This is a genomic window from Mesorhizobium sp. SP-1A (assembly GCF_032460275.1).
Lineage (GTDB): Bacteria > Pseudomonadota > Alphaproteobacteria > Rhizobiales > Rhizobiaceae > Mesorhizobium.
This window is the reverse complement of the sequence record NZ_JAVXZD010000001.1, coordinates 24,084-45,828: the sequence shown is the minus strand read 5'-3', so window position 1 is coordinate 45,828 and position 21,745 is coordinate 24,084. Positions and strand designations below refer to the sequence as shown.

Annotated in this window: 17 protein-coding genes; 9 read left to right on the top strand and 8 right to left on the bottom strand. The window is 65.0% G+C overall.

The window, feature by feature from the left end; genetic code table 11:
• Window positions 1-49: 49 nt before the first annotated feature.
• A complete protein-coding gene (locus QU595_RS00205; RefSeq protein ID WP_315918133.1) occupies window positions 50-523 on the bottom strand; it encodes a VOC family protein in 474 nt (157 codons plus the stop codon).
• Between the two features lie 250 nt (window positions 524-773).
• Here QU595_RS00205 and ilvD point away from each other — a divergent pair, with 250 nt between their 5' ends.
• The 3 genes from ilvD to QU595_RS00190 all read left to right on the top strand — a co-directional run bounded on the left by ilvD (window position 774) and on the right by QU595_RS00190 (window position 5,095).
• Window positions 774-2,609, top strand: a complete 1,836-nt coding sequence (gene ilvD, locus QU595_RS00200; RefSeq protein ID WP_315918132.1) for a dihydroxy-acid dehydratase — start codon at window positions 774-776, stop codon at window positions 2,607-2,609.
• A gap of 156 nt (window positions 2,610-2,765) precedes the next feature.
• Window positions 2,766-4,058, top strand: a complete 1,293-nt coding sequence (locus QU595_RS00195; protein WP_315918131.1) for an amidohydrolase family protein — start codon at window positions 2,766-2,768, stop codon at window positions 4,056-4,058.
• Between the two features lie 116 nt (window positions 4,059-4,174).
• Window positions 4,175-5,095, top strand: a complete 921-nt coding sequence (locus tag QU595_RS00190; protein ID WP_315918130.1) for a DMT family transporter — start codon at window positions 4,175-4,177, stop codon at window positions 5,093-5,095.
• Window positions 5,096-5,097: 2 nt separating this feature from the next.
• Here the strand turns inward: QU595_RS00190 and QU595_RS00185 are convergent, their stop codons facing one another.
• The gene (locus QU595_RS00185; RefSeq protein ID WP_315918128.1) at window positions 5,098-6,219 is read right to left on the bottom strand and encodes an NAD(P)/FAD-dependent oxidoreductase; all 1,122 of its coding nucleotides are present in this window, start codon (window positions 6,217-6,219) and stop codon (window positions 5,098-5,100) included.
• Between the two features lie 151 nt (window positions 6,220-6,370).
• On the opposite strand from QU595_RS00185, the gene QU595_RS00180 reads away from it, so the two are divergent.
• Window positions 6,371-7,741 carry an aspartate aminotransferase family protein gene (locus QU595_RS00180; protein ID WP_315918127.1) on the top strand — a complete coding sequence of 457 codons (1,371 nt, stop codon included), beginning with the start codon at window positions 6,371-6,373 and terminating at the stop codon, window positions 7,739-7,741.
• Between the two features lie 74 nt (window positions 7,742-7,815).
• Window positions 7,816-8,715 carry a diaminopimelate epimerase gene (dapF, locus tag QU595_RS00175; RefSeq protein ID WP_315918126.1) on the top strand — a complete coding sequence of 300 codons (900 nt, stop codon included), beginning with the start codon at window positions 7,816-7,818 and terminating at the stop codon, window positions 8,713-8,715.
• 30 nt (window positions 8,716-8,745) lie between these two features.
• Here dapF and QU595_RS00170 read toward each other — a convergent pair whose 3' ends face one another.
• The 6 genes from QU595_RS00170 to pgi form a co-directional block, all read right to left on the bottom strand.
• Entirely contained in the window at window positions 8,746-9,924 is a 1,179-nt protein-coding gene (locus QU595_RS00170; protein WP_315918125.1) for an ABC transporter ATP-binding protein, read from the bottom strand.
• The gene (locus tag QU595_RS00165) at window positions 9,917-11,059 is read right to left on the bottom strand and encodes an extracellular solute-binding protein (RefSeq protein ID WP_315918123.1); all 1,143 of its coding nucleotides are present in this window, start codon (window positions 11,057-11,059) and stop codon (window positions 9,917-9,919) included. Before QU595_RS00165 ends, QU595_RS00170 begins: the two co-directional genes overlap by 8 nt.
• On the bottom strand, window positions 11,056-11,898 hold the full coding sequence (locus tag QU595_RS00160; RefSeq protein ID WP_315918122.1) for an ABC transporter permease: 843 nt from the start codon (window positions 11,896-11,898) through the stop codon (window positions 11,056-11,058). The genes QU595_RS00165 and QU595_RS00160 overlap by 4 nt, the downstream gene beginning before the upstream one ends.
• The gene (locus tag QU595_RS00155) at window positions 11,895-12,779 is read right to left on the bottom strand and encodes an ABC transporter permease (protein ID WP_315918121.1); all 885 of its coding nucleotides are present in this window, start codon (window positions 12,777-12,779) and stop codon (window positions 11,895-11,897) included. The genes QU595_RS00160 and QU595_RS00155 overlap by 4 nt, the downstream gene beginning before the upstream one ends.
• A gap of 143 nt (window positions 12,780-12,922) precedes the next feature.
• Window positions 12,923-13,633, bottom strand: a complete 711-nt coding sequence (locus tag QU595_RS00150) for an HAD family hydrolase (RefSeq protein ID WP_315918120.1) — start codon at window positions 13,631-13,633, stop codon at window positions 12,923-12,925.
• 14 nt (window positions 13,634-13,647) lie between these two features.
• A complete protein-coding gene (gene pgi, locus QU595_RS00145; RefSeq protein WP_315918118.1) occupies window positions 13,648-15,291 on the bottom strand; it encodes a glucose-6-phosphate isomerase in 1,644 nt (547 codons plus the stop codon).
• A 427-nt stretch (window positions 15,292-15,718) separates the two neighbouring features.
• Here pgi and QU595_RS00140 point away from each other — a divergent pair, with 427 nt between their 5' ends.
• From QU595_RS00140 to QU595_RS00125, 4 genes are all read left to right on the top strand, one after another.
• Window positions 15,719-17,209: a PLP-dependent aminotransferase family protein gene (locus tag QU595_RS00140; protein WP_315918116.1), complete on the top strand. Its 1,491-nt coding sequence runs from the start codon at window positions 15,719-15,721 to the stop codon at window positions 17,207-17,209.
• A 185-nt stretch (window positions 17,210-17,394) separates the two neighbouring features.
• Window positions 17,395-18,975, top strand: coding sequence for a trimethylamine methyltransferase family protein (locus QU595_RS00135; protein ID WP_315918114.1), 1,581 nt, complete (start codon window positions 17,395-17,397; stop codon window positions 18,973-18,975).
• 60 nt (window positions 18,976-19,035) lie between these two features.
• Window positions 19,036-19,980, top strand: a complete 945-nt coding sequence (locus QU595_RS00130) for a threonine/serine dehydratase (RefSeq protein ID WP_315918112.1) — start codon at window positions 19,036-19,038, stop codon at window positions 19,978-19,980.
• A 209-nt stretch (window positions 19,981-20,189) separates the two neighbouring features.
• On the top strand, window positions 20,190-21,545 hold the full coding sequence (locus QU595_RS00125) for a glutamine synthetase family protein (protein ID WP_315918111.1): 1,356 nt from the start codon (window positions 20,190-20,192) through the stop codon (window positions 21,543-21,545).
• The last annotated feature ends 200 nt before the right edge of the window (window positions 21,546-21,745 follow it).

Here is a 21,745-nt window from a genome sequence, read left to right as displayed (position 1 = left end):
CGATCCGCCGCTTTTTTGTTCGTGCCCTTTGTTGTCCGGGTTGTCCGGGCTATCCCTTCGCCGCCTCTTCGATCTTGGCGACGTCGATCTTGACCATCTTCATCATGGCCTGCATCACGCGGCCCGCCTTGGCCTTGTCCGGATCGTTGAGCAGCCGGGGCAGGATTTCCGGCACGATCTGCCAGGACACGCCATAGCGGTCCTTCAGCCAGCTGCATGCGATCTCCTTGCCGCGATCGCCGATCAGCTTGTCCCAATAATAGTCGACCTCGGCCTGGTCCTTGCAGTCGACGGACAGGGAGATCGCATTGTTGAAGGCGTCTTCCGAGTTGCCGTTCAGGGCCTGAAACGACTGACCGAACAGCTCGAAGTTGACCAGGACGACGCTGCCCGCAGGTCCGGGACCGCTATCACCGCTCCGCAGCACGGTCCCCTTCTTCGCGCCGGGAAAGATCGAAACATAGAAATCGACCGCCTCTTCGGCCTCGTTCCGGAACCACAGGCATGGACTGATCTTCTGCATGATTTTCTCCTCGCTATGACTGGCTGGCCCTCTGGCCGAACGGCGTTTCGTGCGCCGTCAGTCCAAGGACGTGCGCGACGCACGCAATCCTACAACGACCGTGAAACAGATTGGCTGCTGTCGGCACGGGTGCCAAACTGGCGCAGCGCAAAATCGTGGCCAGTACCGCCGATGACGTATATATAGCCCTTCAAGCCAGATAGGCCGCTTCCGTTCTTCCGGGCGCGGCACGTAAGCCAAGGACGATTTCATGCCTCCCTATCGCTCACGCACCACCACCCATGGCCGCAACATGGCCGGCGCCCGCGGGCTCTGGCGCGCCACCGGCATGAAGGATTCCGATTTCGGCAAGCCGATCATCGCGGTGGTCAACTCCTTCACCCAGTTCGTGCCCGGCCACGTGCATCTGAAGGACCTCGGCCAGCTCGTGGCGCGCGAGATCGAGAAAGCGGGCGGCGTCGCCAAGGAATTCAACACCATCGCCGTGGATGACGGCATCGCCATGGGCCATGACGGCATGCTTTATTCGCTGCCGTCGCGCGAGCTGATCGCGGATTCGGTGGAATATATGGTCAACGCGCATTGCGCCGACGCCATGGTCTGCATCTCCAACTGCGACAAGATCACCCCCGGCATGCTGATGGCCGCGATGCGGCTGAACATCCCCACCGTCTTCGTTTCCGGCGGCCCGATGGAGGCCGGCAAGGTGGTGTGGAAGGACAAGGTCACGGCCGTTGACCTGATCGATGCCATGGTGGCGGCCGCCGACGACAATGTCAGCGACGAGGAAGTGACCGTGATGGAGCGCTCGGCCTGCCCGACCTGCGGCTCCTGCTCCGGCATGTTCACCGCCAATTCGATGAACTGCCTGACCGAGGCGCTCGGCCTTTCGCTGCCGGGCAACGGCTCGACGCTCGCCACCCATGCCGACCGCAAGCGGCTGTTCGTGGAAGCCGGCCATCTGGTCGTCGATCTCGCGCAGCGCTACTACGAACAGAACGACGGGAGCGTGCTGCCGCGCGCCATCGCCTCGAAGCCGGCTTTCGAGAACGCCATGAGCCTGGACATCGCCATGGGCGGCTCCACCAACACGGTGCTGCATATCCTGGCCGCCGCCGTGGAAGGCGGCATCGACTTCACGCTGGCTGACATCGACCGGCTGTCGCGGCGCGTGCCTTGCCTCAGCAAGGTCGCGCCGGCCAAGAGCGACGTGCACATGGAAGACGTCCACCGCGCCGGCGGCATCTTCGCCATCCTCGGCCAGCTCGACAAGGCCGGCCTCATCAACCGCGACCAGCCGACGGTGCACACCGCGACCATCGGCCAGGCGATCGAGCATTGGGACATTTCGCGCACCAATAGCCAGAAGGTGCGCGACTTCTATCTCGCCGCGCCCGGCGGCGTGCCCACCCAGGTCGCCTTCAGCCAGGATCGGCGCTGGGAGGAACTGGATCTCGACCGCGAAACCGGCGTCATCCGGTCGGCCGAGCACCCCTTCTCCAAGGATGGCGGCCTGGCCGTGCTCAAGGGCAACATCGCGCTCGACGGCTGCATCGTGAAGACGGCCGGCGTCGATGAATCGATCCTCAAGTTCACCGGCCCGGCCAAGGTGTTCGAGAGCCAGGACGCCGCCGTGAAAGGCATCCTCGGCAACGAGGTGAAGGCTGGCGACGTCGTCGTCATCCGCTACGAGGGCCCGAAGGGCGGGCCGGGCATGCAGGAGATGCTCTATCCGACCAGCTACCTGAAGTCGAAGGGGCTGGGCAAGGCCTGCGCGCTGGTGACGGACGGCCGCTTCTCGGGCGGCACATCGGGCCTCTCCATCGGCCATGCCTCGCCGGAGGCGGCGCTGGGCGGCACGATCGGCCTCGTGCGCGAGGGCGATACGATCGAGATCGACATCCCGAACCGGACGATCAACCTGGCCGTGCCGGAAGCCGAGCTTGCCGCGCGCCGGGTCGAGCAGGACGCCAAGGGCTGGAAGCCGGCGGAACAGCGCAAGCGCCAGGTGTCGGCGGCGCTGAAGGCCTATGCCGCCTTCGCCACCAGCGCCGACAAGGGCGCGGTCCGCAAGGTTCCGGAGTAACAGCACCCGCGTCGTCCGTCAGGGAGCGAAAGCCACCGCGAGCCGGGATCCATTCCGGAACGCGGGCAAGGTGGCGGAATGGATCCCGGATAGCCGGTCCACGCTCTGGGCCGGCCGGCTTCCGCATGACGCCGCTGAATGTGAGAGGGAACCAGAATGAGCTTCGACGTCATCGTGCGCGGCGGCACCCTGCCGGACGGCAGGGTCGCCGATATCGGTATCAGGGGCGAGATGATCGCGGCGATCGAACCCCGTATCGAGGCGGAAGCCGGCCGGGTGGTCGATGCGGCCGGCAATCTGGTGTCGCCGCCCTTCGTCGATCCGCATTTCCATATGGACGCCACGCTGTCCTACGGCATCCCGCGCATCAACGCCTCCGGGACCCTGCTCGAAGGCATCGCGCTGTGGGGCGAATTGAAGCCGCTGCTCACGCATGAAGCGGTGAAGGAGCGTGCGCTCGCCTATTGCGACTGGGCCGTTTCGATGGGGCTGCTCGCCATCCGCACCCATGTCGACACCTGTGACGACCGGCTGCTTGCCGTGGAAGCGCTGCTGGAGGTGAAGAAGGAGGTGTCCTCCTATATCGACCTGCAGCTCGTCGCTTTTCCGCAGGACGGCTTCTACCGCTCGCCGACCGCGCGCGAGAACACCATCCGCGCGCTGGATCTCGGCGTGGACGTCGTCGGCGGCATCCCGCATTTCGAGCGGACCATGGCCGACGGCACGCGCTCGGTGACGGAGTTGTGCGAGATCGCGGCCGAGCGCGGGCTGATGGTCGACCTGCATTGCGACGAGACGGACGACCCGCTGTCGCGCCATGTCGAACAGCTCGCCTACGAGACGCAACGGCTTGGATTGCACGGCAGGGCGGCGGGCTCGCACCTGACCTCGATGCATTCCATGGACAACTATTACGTCTCGAAGCTGCTTCCGATGATCGCGGAGGCCGATCTTTCGGTCATACCGAACCCGCTCATCAACATCATGCTGCAGGGCCGCCATGACACCTTCCCGAAGCGGCGCGGGCTGACGCGGGTGAAGGAGATGCAGGCGCTCGGCATACGCGTCGGCTGGGGGCAGGACTGCGTGCTGGACCCCTGGTATTCGCTCGGCACCGCCGACATGCTCGACGTCGCCTTCATGGGGCTGCATGTGGCGCAGATGTCCTCGCCGGCAGACATGGCGAAGTGCTTCGACATGGTGACCAACGTCAACGCCACGATCATGGGTCTCGACCATCTCGGCCTGGCGGTCGGCAAGCGCGCCAGCCTCGTGGTTCTGGACGCCGGCAACCCGATCGAGGCGGTCAGGCTGCGGCCGGAGCGCCTTTGCGTGATCGCGCGCGGCAAGGTGGTGGCCGAGCGTGCCCGGCAGAAGACCAGGCTGGCGATCGCTGGCCGTCCTTCCGAGATCGACCGCCGCCACGTCACGCCGCCGCAGGAAACATGACGCCCGGCCGCGCATCGAAGCGGTAGTTCCTGAGCCAATCGATTCCTCTCGCCAAACCCCATGGACGCGGCTAGAGGGTGGTGAGCAAGCCATCGTCGGCGGCAGGAAAGTTCGGCATGGCGTCCATCTTCGCCCGTGAGCATCTAGCGAGAAATGCGGTCCTGGCCGGCATCCTGTTGATGCTGGGCGGCGATTTCATGTTCGCGCTCAACGACGCCATGGGCAAATGGCTGGTCGCCAGTTTCTCCGTCGGGCAGGTGGTGCTGGTGCGCTCCATCGGCGCCTTCTTCGTGCTCGGACCGATGATCGCGCGCAAGCCGGCCGCCAGCCTGTTCCGGCTCGAACGGCCGCTGCTGCAGGTGCTGCGCGTCATCGCCACGGCGCTGGACACGGCCTTTTTCTACGCCGCCGTCGTCTACCTGCCGCTGGCCGACGTGATGAGCTACTACATGGCCGGCCCGATCTATGTCGCGGCGCTTTCCCATCTGCTGCTCGGCGAGAAGGTAGGCTGGCGCCGCTGGCTGGCAATCCTGATCGGCTTCTGCGGCGTGCTGGTGATGCTGAACCCTTCGTCGGCAGCGCTGTCGCTGTCTTCGCTGTTCGCGCTCGTCGGCAGCGTCTCCTTCGGCATCGCCATCGTGCTCGGACGAAAACTGCGCAACACCAGCGATACCGCGCTGGTGACATGGCAGACCATAGGCACCGGGCTGGTCGGAGCGGCCGCCGCCGTCGGGAACTGGCACGCGGCCACCCCGCTCGACTGGGGCGCCATGCTTCTGCTCGGCATCGTCTCCTGCGCCGCGCATCTGATGATCACGCGGGCGCTGAAATTGGCGCCGGCTTCCACGCTCGCGCCACTGCACTACACGCTGCTTTTGTGGGCGACGATCTTCGGCCTGACGTTCTTCGGCGACGTGCCGTCGCTGCGCATGATGGCGGGCGCAGGCATCATCGTTCTGGCGGGCCTGTTCATCTTCCACCGCCAGAAGGTGGTCGACACCGTCGAGCCGGCAGACGTGCCGAAGGGCGTGAGCTGAAGTCAGGCCCGGGCAATCGCAAGCAGGTCCGCGACAGTTTCGGCAATGGCGAGGCACGAAGTCAGGCCCGGGCTCTCGATGCCGAACAGGTTGACCAGGCCCGGGATGCCATGTTCCGTCCTGCCCTGGATCAGGAAGTCACGGTTCGGCTCGCCGGGTGCCGAGATCTTCGGCCGGATGCCGCTATAGGCCGGCTGCAGGCTTCCGTAGGCAAGACCGGGCCAATAGGCGCGGATGGCGGCATAGAACCGTTCCGCCCGTGCAGGATCGACGCGATAGTCGAGGGCATCGGTCCATTCGACATCGGGACCGAAGCGCGCAATTCCGTTCAGGTCGAGCGTCAGGTGAATGCCGAGGCCGCCGGGTTCCGGCACCGGATAGATCAGCCGCGAGAAAGGCGCGCGGCCGGCGACGGAGAAATAGTTGCCCTTGGCGTAGCGCAGCGCCGGAACATGGCCGGGGTCGAGGCCGGTGATCGATCCGGCCAATTCCACCGCCCCGAGACCCGCCGAATTGACGACATGGCGGGCGGCGATCTCGAAACGCTCGCCGGTTCCGATATCCAGCGTTTCCAAAACGATCCGGCCGGGCTCGATCCGGCCGCGCACCGCTCTTGTGTTGAGGCTTAAAACCGCGCCGGCCTCTTCGGCATCGCCAAGCAAGGCGAGCATGAGCCCGTGGCTATCGACAATGCCGGTCCGCGGCGAGAACAGCGCCGCCGTGCAGCGCAGCGCCGGCTCAAGCGCGATCGCCTCCTTCGCTGCGAGCGGGACGAGTTCCCCGGCCCCGCTGGCGCGCGCATTGGCGGCAATCGCGGCAAGTGCGGCCTCCTGCCCGTCGCCTGTGGCGACGATCAGCTTGCCGCAACGACTATGTTCGATGCCGCGCTCGGCACAATAATGGTAGAGCTTCTCCCGGCCGGCCACGCAAAGCCTGGCTTTCAGCGATCCCGGTGCATAATAGAGGCCCGCATGGATCACCTCGGAGTTGCGGGAACTGGTGCCGGTGCCTATCGCGTCCGCCGCTTCGAGGACAAGAACCTCGAGACCGCGCAGGGCCAGTTCGCGCGCGACGGCGAGCCCGACCACGCCTGCGCCCACGACGATGCACTCCACTTGTTCCATGCAGGTAACCTCGCCCCCTTCACGCGACTGGACCAAACTTCGCAGGTTGATCGTCTGCCCGAAACATGATGGATCGTTTCTTCCAATAGCAGGAATTGCCGAGCCTGCCTGCCCGATTGCAGCCAAAGGCACAAACCCGACAGGACAGATCATGGACGCCCAGCCCAACTCCCCAGAAGCACGCGACATCCGCTACAATCTTCATGCCTATACCGATGCGCGCCGGCACCAGCAGACGGGCCCGCTGGTGATCGAGAAGGGCGAGGGCATCTATGTCGAGGACAATAACGGCAAGCGCTATATCGAGGCCATGGCGGGGCTGTGGAGCGTTGCCGTCGGCTTCTCTGAGCCGCGCCTGGTCGAGGCGGCCGCGAAGCAGATGTCGAAGCTGCCCTACTATCACGGCTTCACCCACAAGTCGCATTCGCCGCTGATCGACCTGGCCGAGAAGCTGGTGCAGATGGCGCCCGTGCCGATGAGCAAGGCCTTCTTCACCAATTCCGGCTCCGAGGCCAACGATACGGCGATCAAGATGATCTGGTATCGCTCCAACGCGCTCGGCCAGCCGGAGCGCAAGAAGATCAACAGCCGCAAGCGCGGTTATCACGGCGTCACCGTCGCTTCCGCCAGCCTGACGGGACTGCCCAACAACCAGATTTCCTTCGACCTGCCGATCGCCAACATCCTGCACACCTCCTCGCCGCATCATTGGCGCGACGCCCTGCCGGGCGAGAGCGAAGAGCAGTTCGCCACGCGTCTGGCGGACGACCTCGAAAAGCTGATCCTCGCGGAAGGGCCGGAAACGGTCGCCGCCTTCTTCGGCGAGCCGGTGATGGGCGCCGGCGGTGTCGTCGTGCCGCCGGCCGGCTACTGGGAAAAGATCCAGGCGGTGCTGAAGAAGTACGACATATTGCTCGCCGCCGACGAGGTGATCTGCGGTTTCGGCCGCACCGGCAACATGTTCGGCACGCAGACCTACGACATGAAGCCGGACATCATGGTGATGTCGAAACAGATCTCGTCGTCCTACCTGCCGATCTCGGCGCTGCTGATCAACGAGAAGGTGTTCGAGCCGCTGGCCGACGAGAGCCACCGCATCGGCACCTTCGGCCACGGCTTCACCGCCGGCGGCCATCCGGTGGCCGCGGCGGTGGCGCTGGAAAACCTGCGCATCATCGAGGAACGCGACCTCGTCGGCAACGCGCGGACCGTGGGCGCGCATATGCAGAAGCGCCTGCGCGAACTGGCTTCGCACGAGCTGGTCGGCGAGGTGCGCGGCATCGGCCTGATCGCCGCCATAGAACTGGTTGCCGACAAGGCGACGAAGGCGCCATGGGGCAAGCCGGGCGCGCTGGGAACCCTGACCAACGGCCTGCTGCAGCAGAACGGCGTGATCTCCCGCAACATGGGCGATGCGCTGGCCTTCTGCCCGCCGCTGATCATCACCGAGGCCCAGATCGACACCATGATCGACGCGCTGCGGCTTTCGCTCGATGAGGCCCTCAAGCAGATGAAGGCCTGAACCGGCACGACCTGCCTTGCAGGTCCGGTCCGTCGATGGTCAGATGCCGCAGCGTCTGACCGAACGGACATGTCATGAGCCTGGAACGATTCCCGCACGAAAGCCCAACCGGATCCGATACCAGCCGGGCTTTCGTGAAGATGCACGGCCTGCGCAACCACTTCGTCATCTTCGACCGGCGTCTCGACAGGCGCGCCTTCCGGCGTCGGGACATTGTGCGCATCTGCGACACCCATGTCGGCGTCGGCGGCGACCAGTTGCTGACCATCGAACCGCCGTCGGCTGACGGCCTGGCTGCGGGCGCGCGTGCCGGGATGCGCATCTTCAACATCGACGGCCGCGAAGTCTCGGCCTGCGGCAACGCTACGCGCTGCGTGGCGCATCTGCTGTTCGAGGAGACGGGCGGCGACGCGCTCGTACTGGAAAGCAGCGGCGGACTGCTGAAATGCCGGCGCACAGGCGCCATGGAGGTCAGCGTCGAACTGGGACCGATCCGCAGCGACTGGCGCCTGTTTCCCATGTCGCGCGAGGTCGAAACGCTGCACCTGCCGGTGGAAAGTGGCCCGCTGGCCGACGGCGTCGCGCTATGGATCGGCAATCCGCATGCGGTGTTCTTCGTGGACCGGCTGGACACAGGCGACGTCGTGAGATTCGCGCCGGCGATCCAGAACGACCCGCTCTTCCCCGAAGGCGTGAATGTCGGCGTCGCCGAACTCACCGACCCCTCGACGATCCGGCTGGCGGTCTGGGAACGTCCGGGCATGCTGACCGAAGCCTGCGGCACCGGCGCCTGCGTGGCCGCCTATGCTGCGCGGCTGAAAGGGCTGACCCCGGAAAACCGCTTCACCGTTCATCTTCCGGCCGGCTCGCTCTCCATAGAGATTTCCGGCGACATGGCGGTGATGAGCGGTCCCGTCGCCTATTGCTGCCGCGGCACCGTCGATGGCGGCGAGACCGTCTACGATTTCGACTGACGACGATGATCAGGCAGGCGCACCGGCAGGTCAGGCGATGCGCAGGCCCTTGTCGTCCAGAAGCACGCAGCCGGCCGGATCGAAGCCGATCTCGACCGTTTCGCCTTCGCGCGCCACCTTGCCGTCGATCAGCGTGTTGGCGCGCACGATCGCGCCCTGCCCGATATCGATCTCGTAGACGGCGCTGCCGCCAAGATAGGACGTGGAGACGACCCTGCCCTGCAACCTGTTGACGCCAGCCAAGCCGCCGACCTGCAACTTCTGCGGCCGGACCACCACGGTGACAACGTCGCCGGGCGCAAGCGGACGCGGCGCATTCGCCTTCACCGTCTTGCCGGTCGCGAGCGCGATCGTGGCCGCCCCGCCATCCATGGCGGAAACCCTGCCCGGCAGCATGTTCGCCTTGCCGAGGAAATCGGCGACGAAGGCCGTGGCCGGCGTTGCATAGACCTCTTCCGGCGTGCCGATCTGCTCGACCCTGCCGGCATTCATGACCACGATGCGGTCGGACATGGACAGAGCCTCTTCCTGATCATGCGTCACGAAGATGGCGGTGATGCCGGTTTGCTTCTGGATCTTCTTGATCTCGACGCGCATCTCCTCGCGCATGTTGGCGTCCAGCGCGGAAAGCGGCTCGTCCAGGAGCAGCACCTCCGGCTCGAAGACGATGGCGCGGGCGAGCGCGATGCGCTGCTGCTGACCGCCGGAAAGCTGCGCCGGCAGCTTCTTTTCGGAGCCGGGCAGGCGCACCATCTCAAGCGCCTTGCCCACCCGGCGCGCGATCTCCGCCTTGGGCACGTTGCGATATTTCAGGCCGAAGGCGACATTGTCGAACACGCTCTTGTGCGGGAACAGCGCGTAGCTCTGGAACACCAGGCCGATATTGCGCCTGTAGATCGGGATGTCGTCGACCCGCCTGCCGCCGATCGAGATCTGGCCGGCCGAGATGTCGACCAGCCCGGCGATGGAGCGCAGGATCGTGGTCTTGCCGCAGCCCGAGGGGCCGAGCAGGGTTACGAAACTGCCTTTGCGGATCGACAGCGAGAAGTCGCGCACGGCGACGAATTTGCCGTAGGCGATGGAGATGTCGCGGAATTCCACTGCGGGCTGGGCGGCGGCGTCTCGCGCGACATGCCCGCCGCCGGAAACGGCGACTCCGGCCGCAGCCGGCCGGAGCGCAGTATCGGATCTCTCCAGATTGTCAGGCACCTTTCGAAATCCTGTCCCACTGCTTGGTCCAGGCGTCCTCGTTCTTCGCCCAGTAGAGCGGGTCGGCAAAGGTCAGCGCCTTCATCGAGCCGGTTGAATCGAAGGCGGGAAGCTTCTCGATCTTCTCGGTCAGCTTGACCTTGGTGGGATCGAGCGAGGGCGGATAGTTCTGGCCTTCCGCGACGGCGATTGACGTGGCGGGATCGAGCATGAAGTTGATCAGTTCCTCGCATTCGGCCATCGGCGCGCCCTTGAGCACCAGCATGTCCTCCATCCAGGCATAGGAACCCTTCGGATCGATATAGCCGATCGGATGGCCTTGCTGCTGAAGCGCGGCGACGCGGCCCGACCAGGCGTCCGTCACCACGATCTCGCCCTTGGAAAGCAGATCCATCAGTTCGGCGCCGGAACTCCAGAACTTCTTGGCGAGGTCGCGGTTCTCGCGCACCTTCGCCCAGACCGCATCCATGTCCTTGATGTCGTTGGGGTCCTGGCCCGTCTGCAGTGCGGCATACCAGACCCGCGTGGTCATGTCGGCATAGCCGCCCACCTTTCCCTGGTACTTCTTGTCGAACAAAAGACCGACGCCCTTTTCCTTGGCTTCCGCGTCGGAAATGACCTTGTTGTTGTAGGCGATGCCGGTGGTGCCATAGTCGTAGGGAACGGCGGAAATCTTCGGCGTGATCTTGCGGAACGGCTCGATCATCGGTTCGAGCACGTTCTTCATGTTGGGGATGTTGGCTTCGTTGATCTCCGAGTTGACGCCGGCGTTCACATATTTGATGTAATAGTTCACCCCGGACGAGTGGATGACCTGATAGTCGCCCGGCTTGGAGGTCTTGATCTTGGTGATGATCTCGTCCTCGTCGCCGAAAGTACCCTGCACCACCTTGATGCCGGTCTTCTTCGTGTAGGGCTGGAAGGCGTATTTATCGATCGCCTCCTGCACGACGCCGCCCCAACCGTCGAAGCGCACCTCTTTCGCGGCCGCGAGCGCCCGCCCCATCCAGGGCATGGACAGACCCGCCGATGCCGCGGCGGCGGCCGTCAGCGTCAGGAACGTCCTGCGGCTGACGTCGCCGTTCTGGTAGCGCTCGCTCAGGCGCTCCAGCCTTTTGGTATCCGACATTTTCATGCTGCACTCCCCTTTTCACCGACACGTTTCCTCAACCTGGTGAGGCTTTGCAGGATAAGCCCGCCAATGAGCGGGATGCCGACGGTCACCAGGATCATGACCGTCCCCAGCGCATTGACTTCCGGGCTTATCGAGATCTTGAGCATGGAAAGGATCTGCGTCGGCATCGTCTCGACGCCGGCGGGCCGCCAGAACAGGCTGGCGGAGGTGTTGTCGAAGGAAATGGTGAACGCGAGCAGCAGGCCGGCCACGACCGAGGGTATCAGCAGCGGCAGGGTGATCTCGCGGAAGGTGGCGACGCGCGGCGCGCCGAGCGAAAGCGCGGCCTCCTCATAGGTGCGGCTGATGCCGATCATGCGCGCCTGCACCACCAGAACCACATAAGGCAGCGCCAGCATGATGTGGCCGAGCAGCAGCAGCCAGATGGTGCGCGGCTGGTCCACGGCCTTGATCAGGACCAGCAGGCCGACGCCGAGGATGGTTTCCGGCACCAGCGCGGGCAGGATGACCAGCGTGCCGAAACTCTGCTTGCCCGGAAACTGGAAGCGGACCAGCGCGAAGGCCACCATGATGCCGAGCAACGTGGTCGCCGCCGCCGTGACCAGCGCGATCCACATCGAGGTCCTGAACGCGGCGAGCACCGGCTCGTTGGTCATCAGCTTGGCGTACCATTGCAGGCTGAAGCCGGTGAGCGGGAAGCCGCCGAACATCGAGGCGTTGAAGGAAAGCACGATCGTCGCCACGATCGGCGCGAACAGGAAGATGTAGACGAGCAGCGTGATCAGACCGGTCAGCCGCCAGGCCCATCTGCCCTCGCGGTCGTGCCGCAGTGTCGTCATCCGCCGAGCCCCTTCATGATCTGGGACATGCCCATGTAGCGCGTGTAGGCGGCGGCCACGCAGCCCAGCAGGACGAACAGCACGATGGAGAGCGTGGCGCCCAGCGGCCAGTTCAACTGGCTCATGATGGTGTCGTAGATCAGATTGCCGAACAGCGCGTCGCGCCCCGAACCCAGGAGCTGGGGCGTCACGTAACTGCCCGCCGCCAGAACGAAGCACAGCAACAGCCCTGCAGCCAGGCCCGGCAGGGAAAGCGGCAGCGTGACCTCGCGGAAGGCCTGCGCGCTGGTGCAGCCCATGGACTGCGCCGCCGAGATCAGCGTGCGGTCGATGCTTTCGAGGCTCACATAGACGTTGAGGATCATGTAGGGCAGCAGGAAGTGCAGCAGGCCCATGATGACGGCGCCCTCGGTGTAGAGCATGGGCAGGGGCTCGGAGATGACGCCGAGCTTCATCAGGGTCACGTTGATGACGCCCTGCTCTCCCAGGATGTTGATCCAGGAAAAGGTGCGGATCGTGAAGGAAATCCAGAACGGCACGATGAGCAGCAACAGCAGTAGCCATTTGTGCCGGAACTTCGTGGCCCAAATGAAATAGGCGGGAAAATAGCCCAACACCGCGCAGATGAAGGCCGTAATGGCGCCGACGCGCACCGTCTTCAGCAGGAAGCCGGCATAATAGCTGTCGGTCAGGAACTCCTTCCAGTTATCGAGCGTCAGCGCACTCGATTCCACGCCGGCGGTGACGAAGGTGTAGAAGGTGTAGATCGTCATGACGACGATCGGCAACACCAGCAGGACAATCAGCAACAGCAGCGTCGGCGCGATGAGAGCCCACGCCAGCCGCGCATCGTAGAGTGTCCACCCCTTGGCCTTCGTCATCCGGATCCTGGCGCCCCGGTTGGACCGGAGTCACGCCGGTCGAACGGCCAGATTGTGCGATCAGTGCGCCGATGTCCACAGCCCCGGCGCCAAATTTCGCATTTCCTTATGGAGCCAGCCAGAGGCGGCCCGAGCGTCGCGCGTCAGTGCCGCGACGAGAGGGCGGCGGGAAGATCGGCGATCGAATCCAGCACCAGGTCGGCCATGGGCGCCAGGGAATCACGCGTGCCGGTTCCCGACAGGACGCCGACCGCAAGGCCGCAGCCTCCGGCACGCGCCATTTCGAGATCGTGCCGGTTGTCGCCGACCATCGCGACCTCGGCCGGCTTTAGCCCGGTGAGATCGCAAAAGGCGCGCACCGTGTCCGGCGCCGGCTTTGGATTGGCGACGGCATCGTAGCCATAGGCGGCCACGAAAAGCTGGGCGACGCCGAGCGCGGCAAGGGTCTTCTCCGCACCTGCGGTGGAATCGTTGGTCGCCACGGCGAGCCGATAGTCGCCGGCATGGAGCGCGGAAAGGGCGTCGGCCATGCCGGGCAGGGCGACGGCCATCGCCGATCCCTGGTCGGAGGTGATGCGATCGAAGCGCGTCAGCGCTTCCTTTTGCGCCTCGCTCTCAAGCTCCGGGAACCACAGCCTGACCACGTCCATGTTGGTGCCGGCGGCAAAGACGGAGTCCGGCTTGAAACATCCGGCAACAAAATCGAGGCCGGCGGCCGACAAAAGCGCGTCGGCCTTCGAGCGGTCCCCGTCGGCCGCCTCCATCGCCATCAGCCTGGCGACGGCGAGCCAGGTCGCGTTGAAGTCGACAAGGGTGCCGTCCTTGTCGAAGAGAATGCCCCTGATCCGCGCCAAAACGTCCGCTCCATCTATTTCGACCCACGCAAGCGGTGGATGTGTTGCACCAGCCCGGCGGTCGATGCGTCCCTGTTTCCGGCATCTTCCTTCCCTTCGACGACCGGCAGCAGGCTCATGGCCAGTTCCTTGCCGAGCTCGACGCCCCATTGGTCGAAGGAGTTGATGTCGAACAGCGTTCCTTCCACAAACACCCTGTGCTCGTAAAGAGCGATTAGCCGGCCAAGCATGCGCGGATCGAGCTTTTCATAGATGATCGACACCGACGGGCGGTTGCCGGAGAAGACGCGGTGCGGCGCGATCCTGTCGACCTGCTGCGGCTTCATGCCCTTGGCCAGCATCTGGGCTCGCGCCTCCTCCAGCGTGCGCCCCTTCATCAGCGCTTCCGACTGGGCCACGCAATTGGCGAGCAGCAGGTCGTGGTGATATTTCAGCTCCGGTTCGTGGCCGACGGCCGCCGCCAGGAACTCGATCGGTATGATGTCGGTGCCCTGGTGCAGAAGCTGGAAGAAGGCGTGCTGCCCGTTGGTTCCCGGCTCGCCCCAGACCAACGGTCCCGTCGGCGTGGTGACCGGCCTGCTTTCCAGCGTGACGCTCTTGCCGTTCGATTCCATGTCGAGCTGCTGCAAATAAGCCGGCAGGCGCAACAGGCGCTGATCGTATGGAATGACCGCGCGGGCCGGATAGTCGCATACCACCCGGTGCCACCAGCCGACGAGCCCGAGCAGGACGGGAAGGTTCTTCTCCAGCGGCGCGTTCAGGAAATGCGCGTCCATCTCCGCTCCACCCGACAGAAAGGCGCGGAAATTCCGTGGCCCCACCGCGATCATCACCGGCAGGCCAATGGCGCCCCAAACCGAATAGCGGCCGCCGACCCAGTCCCAGAAGCCGAACACGCGGTCTTTCTCGATGCCGAACTTCGCCACGAGATCGAGCGCGGTGGAGACGGCCGCGAAATGCTTGCCGACGGCAGCCTCGCCGAGCTGCTCCGCCACCCAGCGGCGCGCCGTCGCGGCATTGGTCATGGTCTCGATGGTGGTGAAGGTCTTGGATGCGATGATGAAAAGAGTCGTTTCGGCCGAAAGTCCCTTCAGCGTGTCGTGAATATGGGCGCCGTCGACGTTGGACACGAAATGCGCCCGCGGGCCATCGTGATAGGGCGCCAGCGCCAGCGTCGCCATTGCCGGTCCGAGATCCGAGCCGCCGATACCGATATTGACGATGTCGGTGATCTTCTTGCCCGACGCGCCGGCTGCCGCGCCGGAGCGGATCGCGTCCGCGAACGCGCCCATCTCGTCAAGGACCTTCAGCACGTCCCCGTTCACGTCCTGCCCGTCGACGACGAAACCCTTGCGATCGAGGTCGCGCAGCGCGGTATGCAGCACGGCACGATCCTCGGTGACGTTGATGCGCTTTCCGGCGAACATCGCCGCCCGGCGCCCCTCGACATCGGCGGTTCGCGCCAACGCAAACAGCATGTCCATGGTCTGCTGGTCCACCGCGCATTTGGACCAGTCGAGCAGGAGATCGCCATCCGTGGCCGAAAACCGGCCGAAGCGGCCCTTATCGTCGGCGAAAGCCTTGCGCATATCCATCTGGGTTGCAGCGCGGTGCGCGTGCAGGGCGGCGAGCTGTTTGTTGAAAGCGTCGTGGTCCACGGCAATCTCCGGAGCATTGAGAGGCGGGTCGAACGGCAATGTAGCAGACGAAATATGGCGGGCGAGCGTCGCCGGGAACTTATCTTGCGAAATTTAAATCGATTCAAGTCGCGATCGAAGCGCTGACGCGCTCGCATGATGCGACTGCCGGTGAAAAGGCCGAACGGCCTCCGGCAAATCCCTGCAGCAGGAAGGACGCCGCTTCGCTCCTGGGCGCTTTCGCCTCCGAAAGGTCGAAAGAAGGCCATTCTCGCATTTTCGTAACGAGAGGCAATTTCCGCCGCGTTCCGTTCACTGCGGGGAATGAAGGATCACTGGCATAAATCTTAGCGATCAGAAAAATTGATTGGCGCAACCCCTTGTACCAATCATACAGTCGACTGGTCCACCAAAGCGGAAAAGATTGGCCATCGAGGAGGGATCTGTCATGCCACAGAGAAACGACACCGCGATCTGGTCCGGCCTGTTCCGCATTTCGGCGGAGTCCGGCCAGACCCTGCAAGCGCAGATCCGCCAGGCGATCGTGGCCGCCATCCTCGACCGCCAGATCGCCGCGTCGATGCCGCTGCCGTCCTGCCGCATCCTTGCCGAAAAGCTCGGCGTCGCGCGCGGAACCGTGGTGCTGGCGTTCCAGCAGCTCGTGGACCAGGGCTTCCTGGTGGCGCGGGAACGACGCGGCCATTTCGTCAATCCGGAGGTGCTGGCCACGCCGGCCAAGCCGCAGAAGGCGCCGGAGCAGTCGAACGAGATCGACTGGAAGGCGCGCCGCCAGATCGCGGCCTCCGACATGTCGCCGCCGGCCAAGCACGAGAACTGGATCAAGTCGTCCTATCCCTTCGTCTACGGCCAGTTCGATCCGGCGCTGTTCCCGACCGCGGAATGGCGCGAATGCAACCGCATGGCGCTGGCGGTGCTGGAGATCCGCAACTGGGCCTCCGACATGGTGGACCGCGACGACCCGCTGCTGATCGAGCAGATCCAGGCGCGGCTCCTGCCCCGGCGCGGCATCTTCGCCAATCCCGATGAGATCATCGTCACGCTGGGCGCGCAGAATGCGCTCTACATGCTGGCCACGCTTCTGATGACCAAGGGCTCGAAGATGGCCATGGAGGATCCCGGCTATCCCGACGCGCGCTCCATCTTCAAGCTGGCCGGCGCCGACGTGCTGCCGATACCGGTGGACCAATCCGGCATCGTGACCTCGGCGATCCCTTCGGATGCCGGCTTCGTCTTCGTCACGCCGAGCCATCATTGCCCGACCATGGTGCCGCTGTCGCCGGAACGCCGCCAGGATCTCCTGGCGCGCGCCGCCCGCAACAACCAGATCATCATCGAGGACGGCTATGACAGCCAGTTGCTCGACGAGGCTCCGCAGCAGGCGCTGAAGAGCATCGACCGCTCAGGCCGGGTCATCTATGTCGGCTCGATGTCGAAGACGCTGGCACCGGGGCTGCGGCTCGGCTACATCGTTGCCTCCGCCGACCTGGTCGCCGAACTGCGCGCGCTGCGCCGCTTCATGCTGCGCCACCCGCCGGCCAACAACCAGCGCGCGGTGGCGCTGTTCCTGTCGCTTGGCCATCACGAGGCGCTGGTGCGGCGGCTTTCAGGAGCCTTCGAGGAACGGCGCAAGCGTTTGGTCCAGGCGATTTCGGCCTTTCTGCCAGAATGGCGCCCAACCGATTCCGCGGGCGGCACCTCGCTTTGGCTGGAAGGCCCGCGCGGCACCGACTCGCGCGATCTGGCGGCTGCGGCGGCCAGCCGGAGCGTCATCATCGAGCCCGGCGACCGGTTCTTCGACCGCAGCGAAAAACCGTCGCGATTCATGCGCTTGGGCATTTCCTCGATCGCATTGCAGCATATCGAGCCAGGCATACGCGAACTGGCGACGGCGGCGGGCCGCCGGCCGGCGGCGGCCTGAGATCCACGGATGCCTGTCGCCGGACCGGGCCGGCAGGCGCGGATTTCGTGGCCCACGTGACGGAATTTCCTGGCCCATAGCCTGTGCCAATGGCCGCGGCATAGTCGGGTCAATGGGGAAGAAGCCGCAGAAGCGCTGGACCAACCGGCGCCCGGGTTGGCTTTGCCGGAACGGTGGAGTTTTCGATGTCTGTGGCTGCGGAAAAGCAGGATACGTCGGCGGGGCGTCGCGCCGGCGGACGTGAGGCACGTCGCGCCATGCGGGCGGCACCCCTGGCCGATGACGTGAGGCCAGTGCGGCCGGGGCTGGAGGGCGGGCGCTATGCACCGCTGGGCCAGAACGATCTCGAGCGCATCCATGAAGCGGTGCTGACGCTCCTGGAAACCGTCGGCTTCGCCAACGCCATTCCCTCCTGCATCGAAGCGCTGACCCGCGTCGGCGCAATCTACGGCGCGGACGGCCGCATCCGCTTTCCCCGCAACCTCGTGCTCGACACCATCAGGAACGCAGCGCGCCATTTCACGCTGCATGGCCAGGACCCCAGGCACGACATGCTGATCCAAGGCAAGCGTGTGCATTATGGCACCGCCGGCGCCGCCGTGCATCTGGTGGACGTTGAGAAGCGCGAATACCGCGAGTCGCTGTTGCAGGACATTTACGACGCGGCGCGCATCGTCGACGGCCTGGACAACATCCATTTCTTCCAGCGGCCGATGGTGCCGCGCGACATCCCCGACCCGCTCGATATGGACTTCAACACGCTCTACGCCTGCGTGATGGGGACCTCCAAGCATGTCGGCACCTCGTTCACCGTGCGCGAGAACGTCGCTCCCGCGCTGGAGATGCTCTACGCGATCGCCGGCGGCGAGGAGAATTTCCGCGCCCGGCCTTTCGTTTCCAATTCCAACTGTTTCGTCGTGCCGCCGATGAAATTCGCCGAGGACGCCTGCGGCGTGCTCGAAGCCTGCGTGGAAGGCGGCATCCCGATCCTGCTCCTGTCGGCCGGACAGGCCGGCGCGACCGCGCCGGCGGCGATCGCCGGGGCCGTGGTGCAGGCGGTGGCCGAAGTGCTGGCCGGACTGGTCTATGTCAACGCCATCAAGCCCGGCCATCCGGCCATTTTCGGCACGTGGCCGTTCGTGTCCGATCTCAGGACCGGCGCCATGTCCGGCGGCTCGGCCGAACAGGCGCTGCTGACCTCGGCCTGTGCCCAGATGGCGCAATTCTACGACCTGCCGGGCGGCTCGGCCGCCGGCATGGCCGATTCCAAGCTGCCCGACATCCAGTCCGGCTTCGAAAAGGGCATCACCAACGTGATGGCCGGCCTTGCGGGCCTGAACCTGGTCTACGAATCGGCCGGCATGCATGCCTCGCTGCTCGGCTTCTGCCTGGAAAGCCTCATCATCGACAATGATCTCCTGGGCTATTGCCAGCGCTGCGTGCGCGGCATCGAGGTGACCGATTCCGCGCTCTCGGTCGACACCATCGCCGATGTCTGCCTGAACGGTCCCGGCCACTATCTCGGCCATGAGCAGACGCTGAAGCTGATGCAGACCGAATATTTCTATCCCGCCGTCGGCGACCGTTTCTCGCCGAAGGAATGGAACGAGAAGGGCAAGCCCGACATCCTGCAGCGCGCCATCGCCGAGAAGAAACGCATCCTTGCCGAGCGCTTCCCGCGCCATGTGGCGCGCGCCATCGACGACAGGTTGCGCGCCCGTTTCGGCAATCTCGTCCATTTGCCGCGCAGTTCGATGGGCGGCTGATCTGCGGGCTGGCCGCCGTCGGCGGCCATGCTATCTTCGGCCGTTCCCAAGGAGAGCGGCATGATCGGACTTGACGAGATACGGGCGGCAGCGACGCGCATCAACGGCGCCGTGCGGCGAACGCCGCTGATCGCCGCGGACAATCTCAAGACGCCTTTTGTCAAGGATGCCCGGTTGATGCTGAAGCTCGAGCTTCTGCAGGTTACCGGCTCGTTCAAGGCGCGCGGGGCGACCAACAGGCTGCTTTGTGCCGACAGGGCTTCTTTGCAACGCGGCATCGTCACGGCGTCGGGCGGCAATCACGGGCTGGCGACGGCGCGCGCCGGCGCCATGGCGGGCGTGCCGACCACCATCTTCCTGCCGACCAACGCCTCGCCCGCCAAGCTGGAGAAGCTGAAGGCATGGGGAGCGGACACGCGCATCGTCGGGTCCGCCTGGCACGAATCCAACGAGGCCGCCCAAGCCTTCGTGCGTGAAACCGGCGCGATCTATTTCCACCCTTTCGCCGATCCCGACGTGGTCGCGGGTCAGGGCACCGTCGCGCTCGAAATCCTGGAGCAGATGCCGGACGTGACAACCGTCCTGGTCGCCATGGGCGGCGGCGGGCTGATCAGTGGCGTCGGCATCGCGCTCAAGGCGCTGGCGCCGCATGTGCGCGTCGTCGGCGTCGAGGCAGCGGGCTCCCCGGTGCTGCTGCGCGCGCTGGAAGCCGGCCGCAACGTCGCGCTGGACCGCGTGACGACGAAGGTAGCCACCATGGCCTGCGCCAGGACCGACGACCGCATCTTCGACATCGTCCGGCGCACGGTCGACGAAATCGTGCTGGTGGAGGACACGGAGATGGAGCGCGCCGCCAAGGCATTGTGGTTCGAGATGGGGCTGGCGGCGGACCTGAGCGGCGCAGCGGCCATTGCGGCGCTTTCGGAGGGCCGCATACGCCTCGAAAAAGGCGAGCGCATCTGTGCCATCGTCTGCGGCTGCGGCCCCGACGCCCTTCTCGCCTGAGACCTTGAATCCACGACGAGGGCCGGCCGCCCGGCCGCCAGCTTGGCTTTCGCCATGCCTGCCGATATGCTGGAGACGGATCGCGCATCCGATTTCCAAGCGACGGCCCCAATCGTAGCCGCCTTAGAAACAGGAACGAGCTATCATGCCTCGCGGCCTTGGCGGCCGCTCGGGTGCGTGGCCTGTGTGCAACCAACTGGAGGCGGGAATTGCCGCATGCGATATCGGAAGCATTGAAATGGCTTGAAGGCCGCGACGACATACAAAGCCTGAGGGCGGCGGTCTGCGATTTGAACGGCGTCATGCGCGGCAAGCGCATCCCCGTCGATCAGGCCCGCAAGGCACTCGAAGGCAAGCTCCGGATGCCCTATTCGCTGATCGGGCTCGACATCTGGGGCGAGGACATCACCGGCGACCCGCTGGTCTATTCCACCGGCGACGCCGACGGACTTTGCGAATGGACCGGGCGCGGCATCCTGCCGGTGAACTGGACCGCGCATCCCACGGGGCTGCTGCCGCTGTGGCTGACCGACGAGAACGGCGCCCCTTACCTGGCGGACCCGCGCCGCGCTCTCGCCGAGGTTCTGGAGCGCTATCGAGCACTCGGGCTGACCCCGGTGACGGCCACGGAACTGGAATTCTACCTCGTAGACCCCCATTCCCAGCGTCCTGTCGGACCCGTTTCCCCGGTAACCGGCCGGCGGCTGGATTCCGATGCGGCACTTTCGATCGACGAACTCGACGATTTCGAGTCCTTCATCTACGACGTCTACGAAGCCTGCCGCAGCCAGAATATCCCGGTCGATACGGCGATTGCCGAGAACGGCATCGGCCAGTTCGAGATCAACCTGAACCATGTGCCGGACGCGCTGCGCGCCGCCGACGACGCAGTCTATTTCAAGCGCACGGTCAAGGGTATCGCCCGCAAACACGGCTTCGTCGCCTGCTTCATGGCCAAGCCCTATGGCGAGCGGGCGGGCAACGGGCTGCATGTGCATTTCAGCCTGGTGGACAAGAACGGCCGCAACGTCTTCGACGACGGCACCGACCAGGGCTCCGACATGATGCGCCATGCGGTGGGGGGCATGCTTTCGGCCATGGCGGAAAGCACGCTGGTCTTTGCGCCGCACTATAATTCCTACCGCCGCCTGCGGCCCAAGTCGCACGCGCCGACGGCCGTGGGCTGGGGCTACGAGAACCGCATGGTGGCGATCCGCATTCCCGGCGGCCCCTCGGGGGCCCGCCGCATCGAACACCGTGTCGCCGGTGCCGACGCCAATCCCTATCTCGTGCTCGCCGCGATCCTCGGCGCGGCGCTGATCGGCATCGAAAGGGAAATGTCGCCGGGCGAACCCCTGAGCATCGACGTCTACGACCGCAAACGGCCCAAGCTGCCGCCGGACTGGGCCTCGGCCACGGCGCTGTTCGAGAACGGAACGCTGGTGCACGACATCCTGCCGGACCGGCTGCGGCAGTCGCTCATCGCCTGCAAGCGGCAGGAACTCGAAACCTTCGCGTTGCAGGTCAGCGATTTCGAACTCGAGACCTATCTCGAAGCGGTGTGATCGCCGTTAGCCGGTGCGAATATTCTCGCGCCGGCTAATTGTCTCATAACAAGTAAGACAGCTTTACTGCCCTTTTCGTGCGTTAGCGGCCGCTGCCTAAGACTAGATCACGGAAAGCATCGTCTTTCCCAATTGTGCTGCGCAAGCAATTCTTGCTCCGGCCCCGGACATGTGCTGGTATGAAAATATTGCCAGTTTCC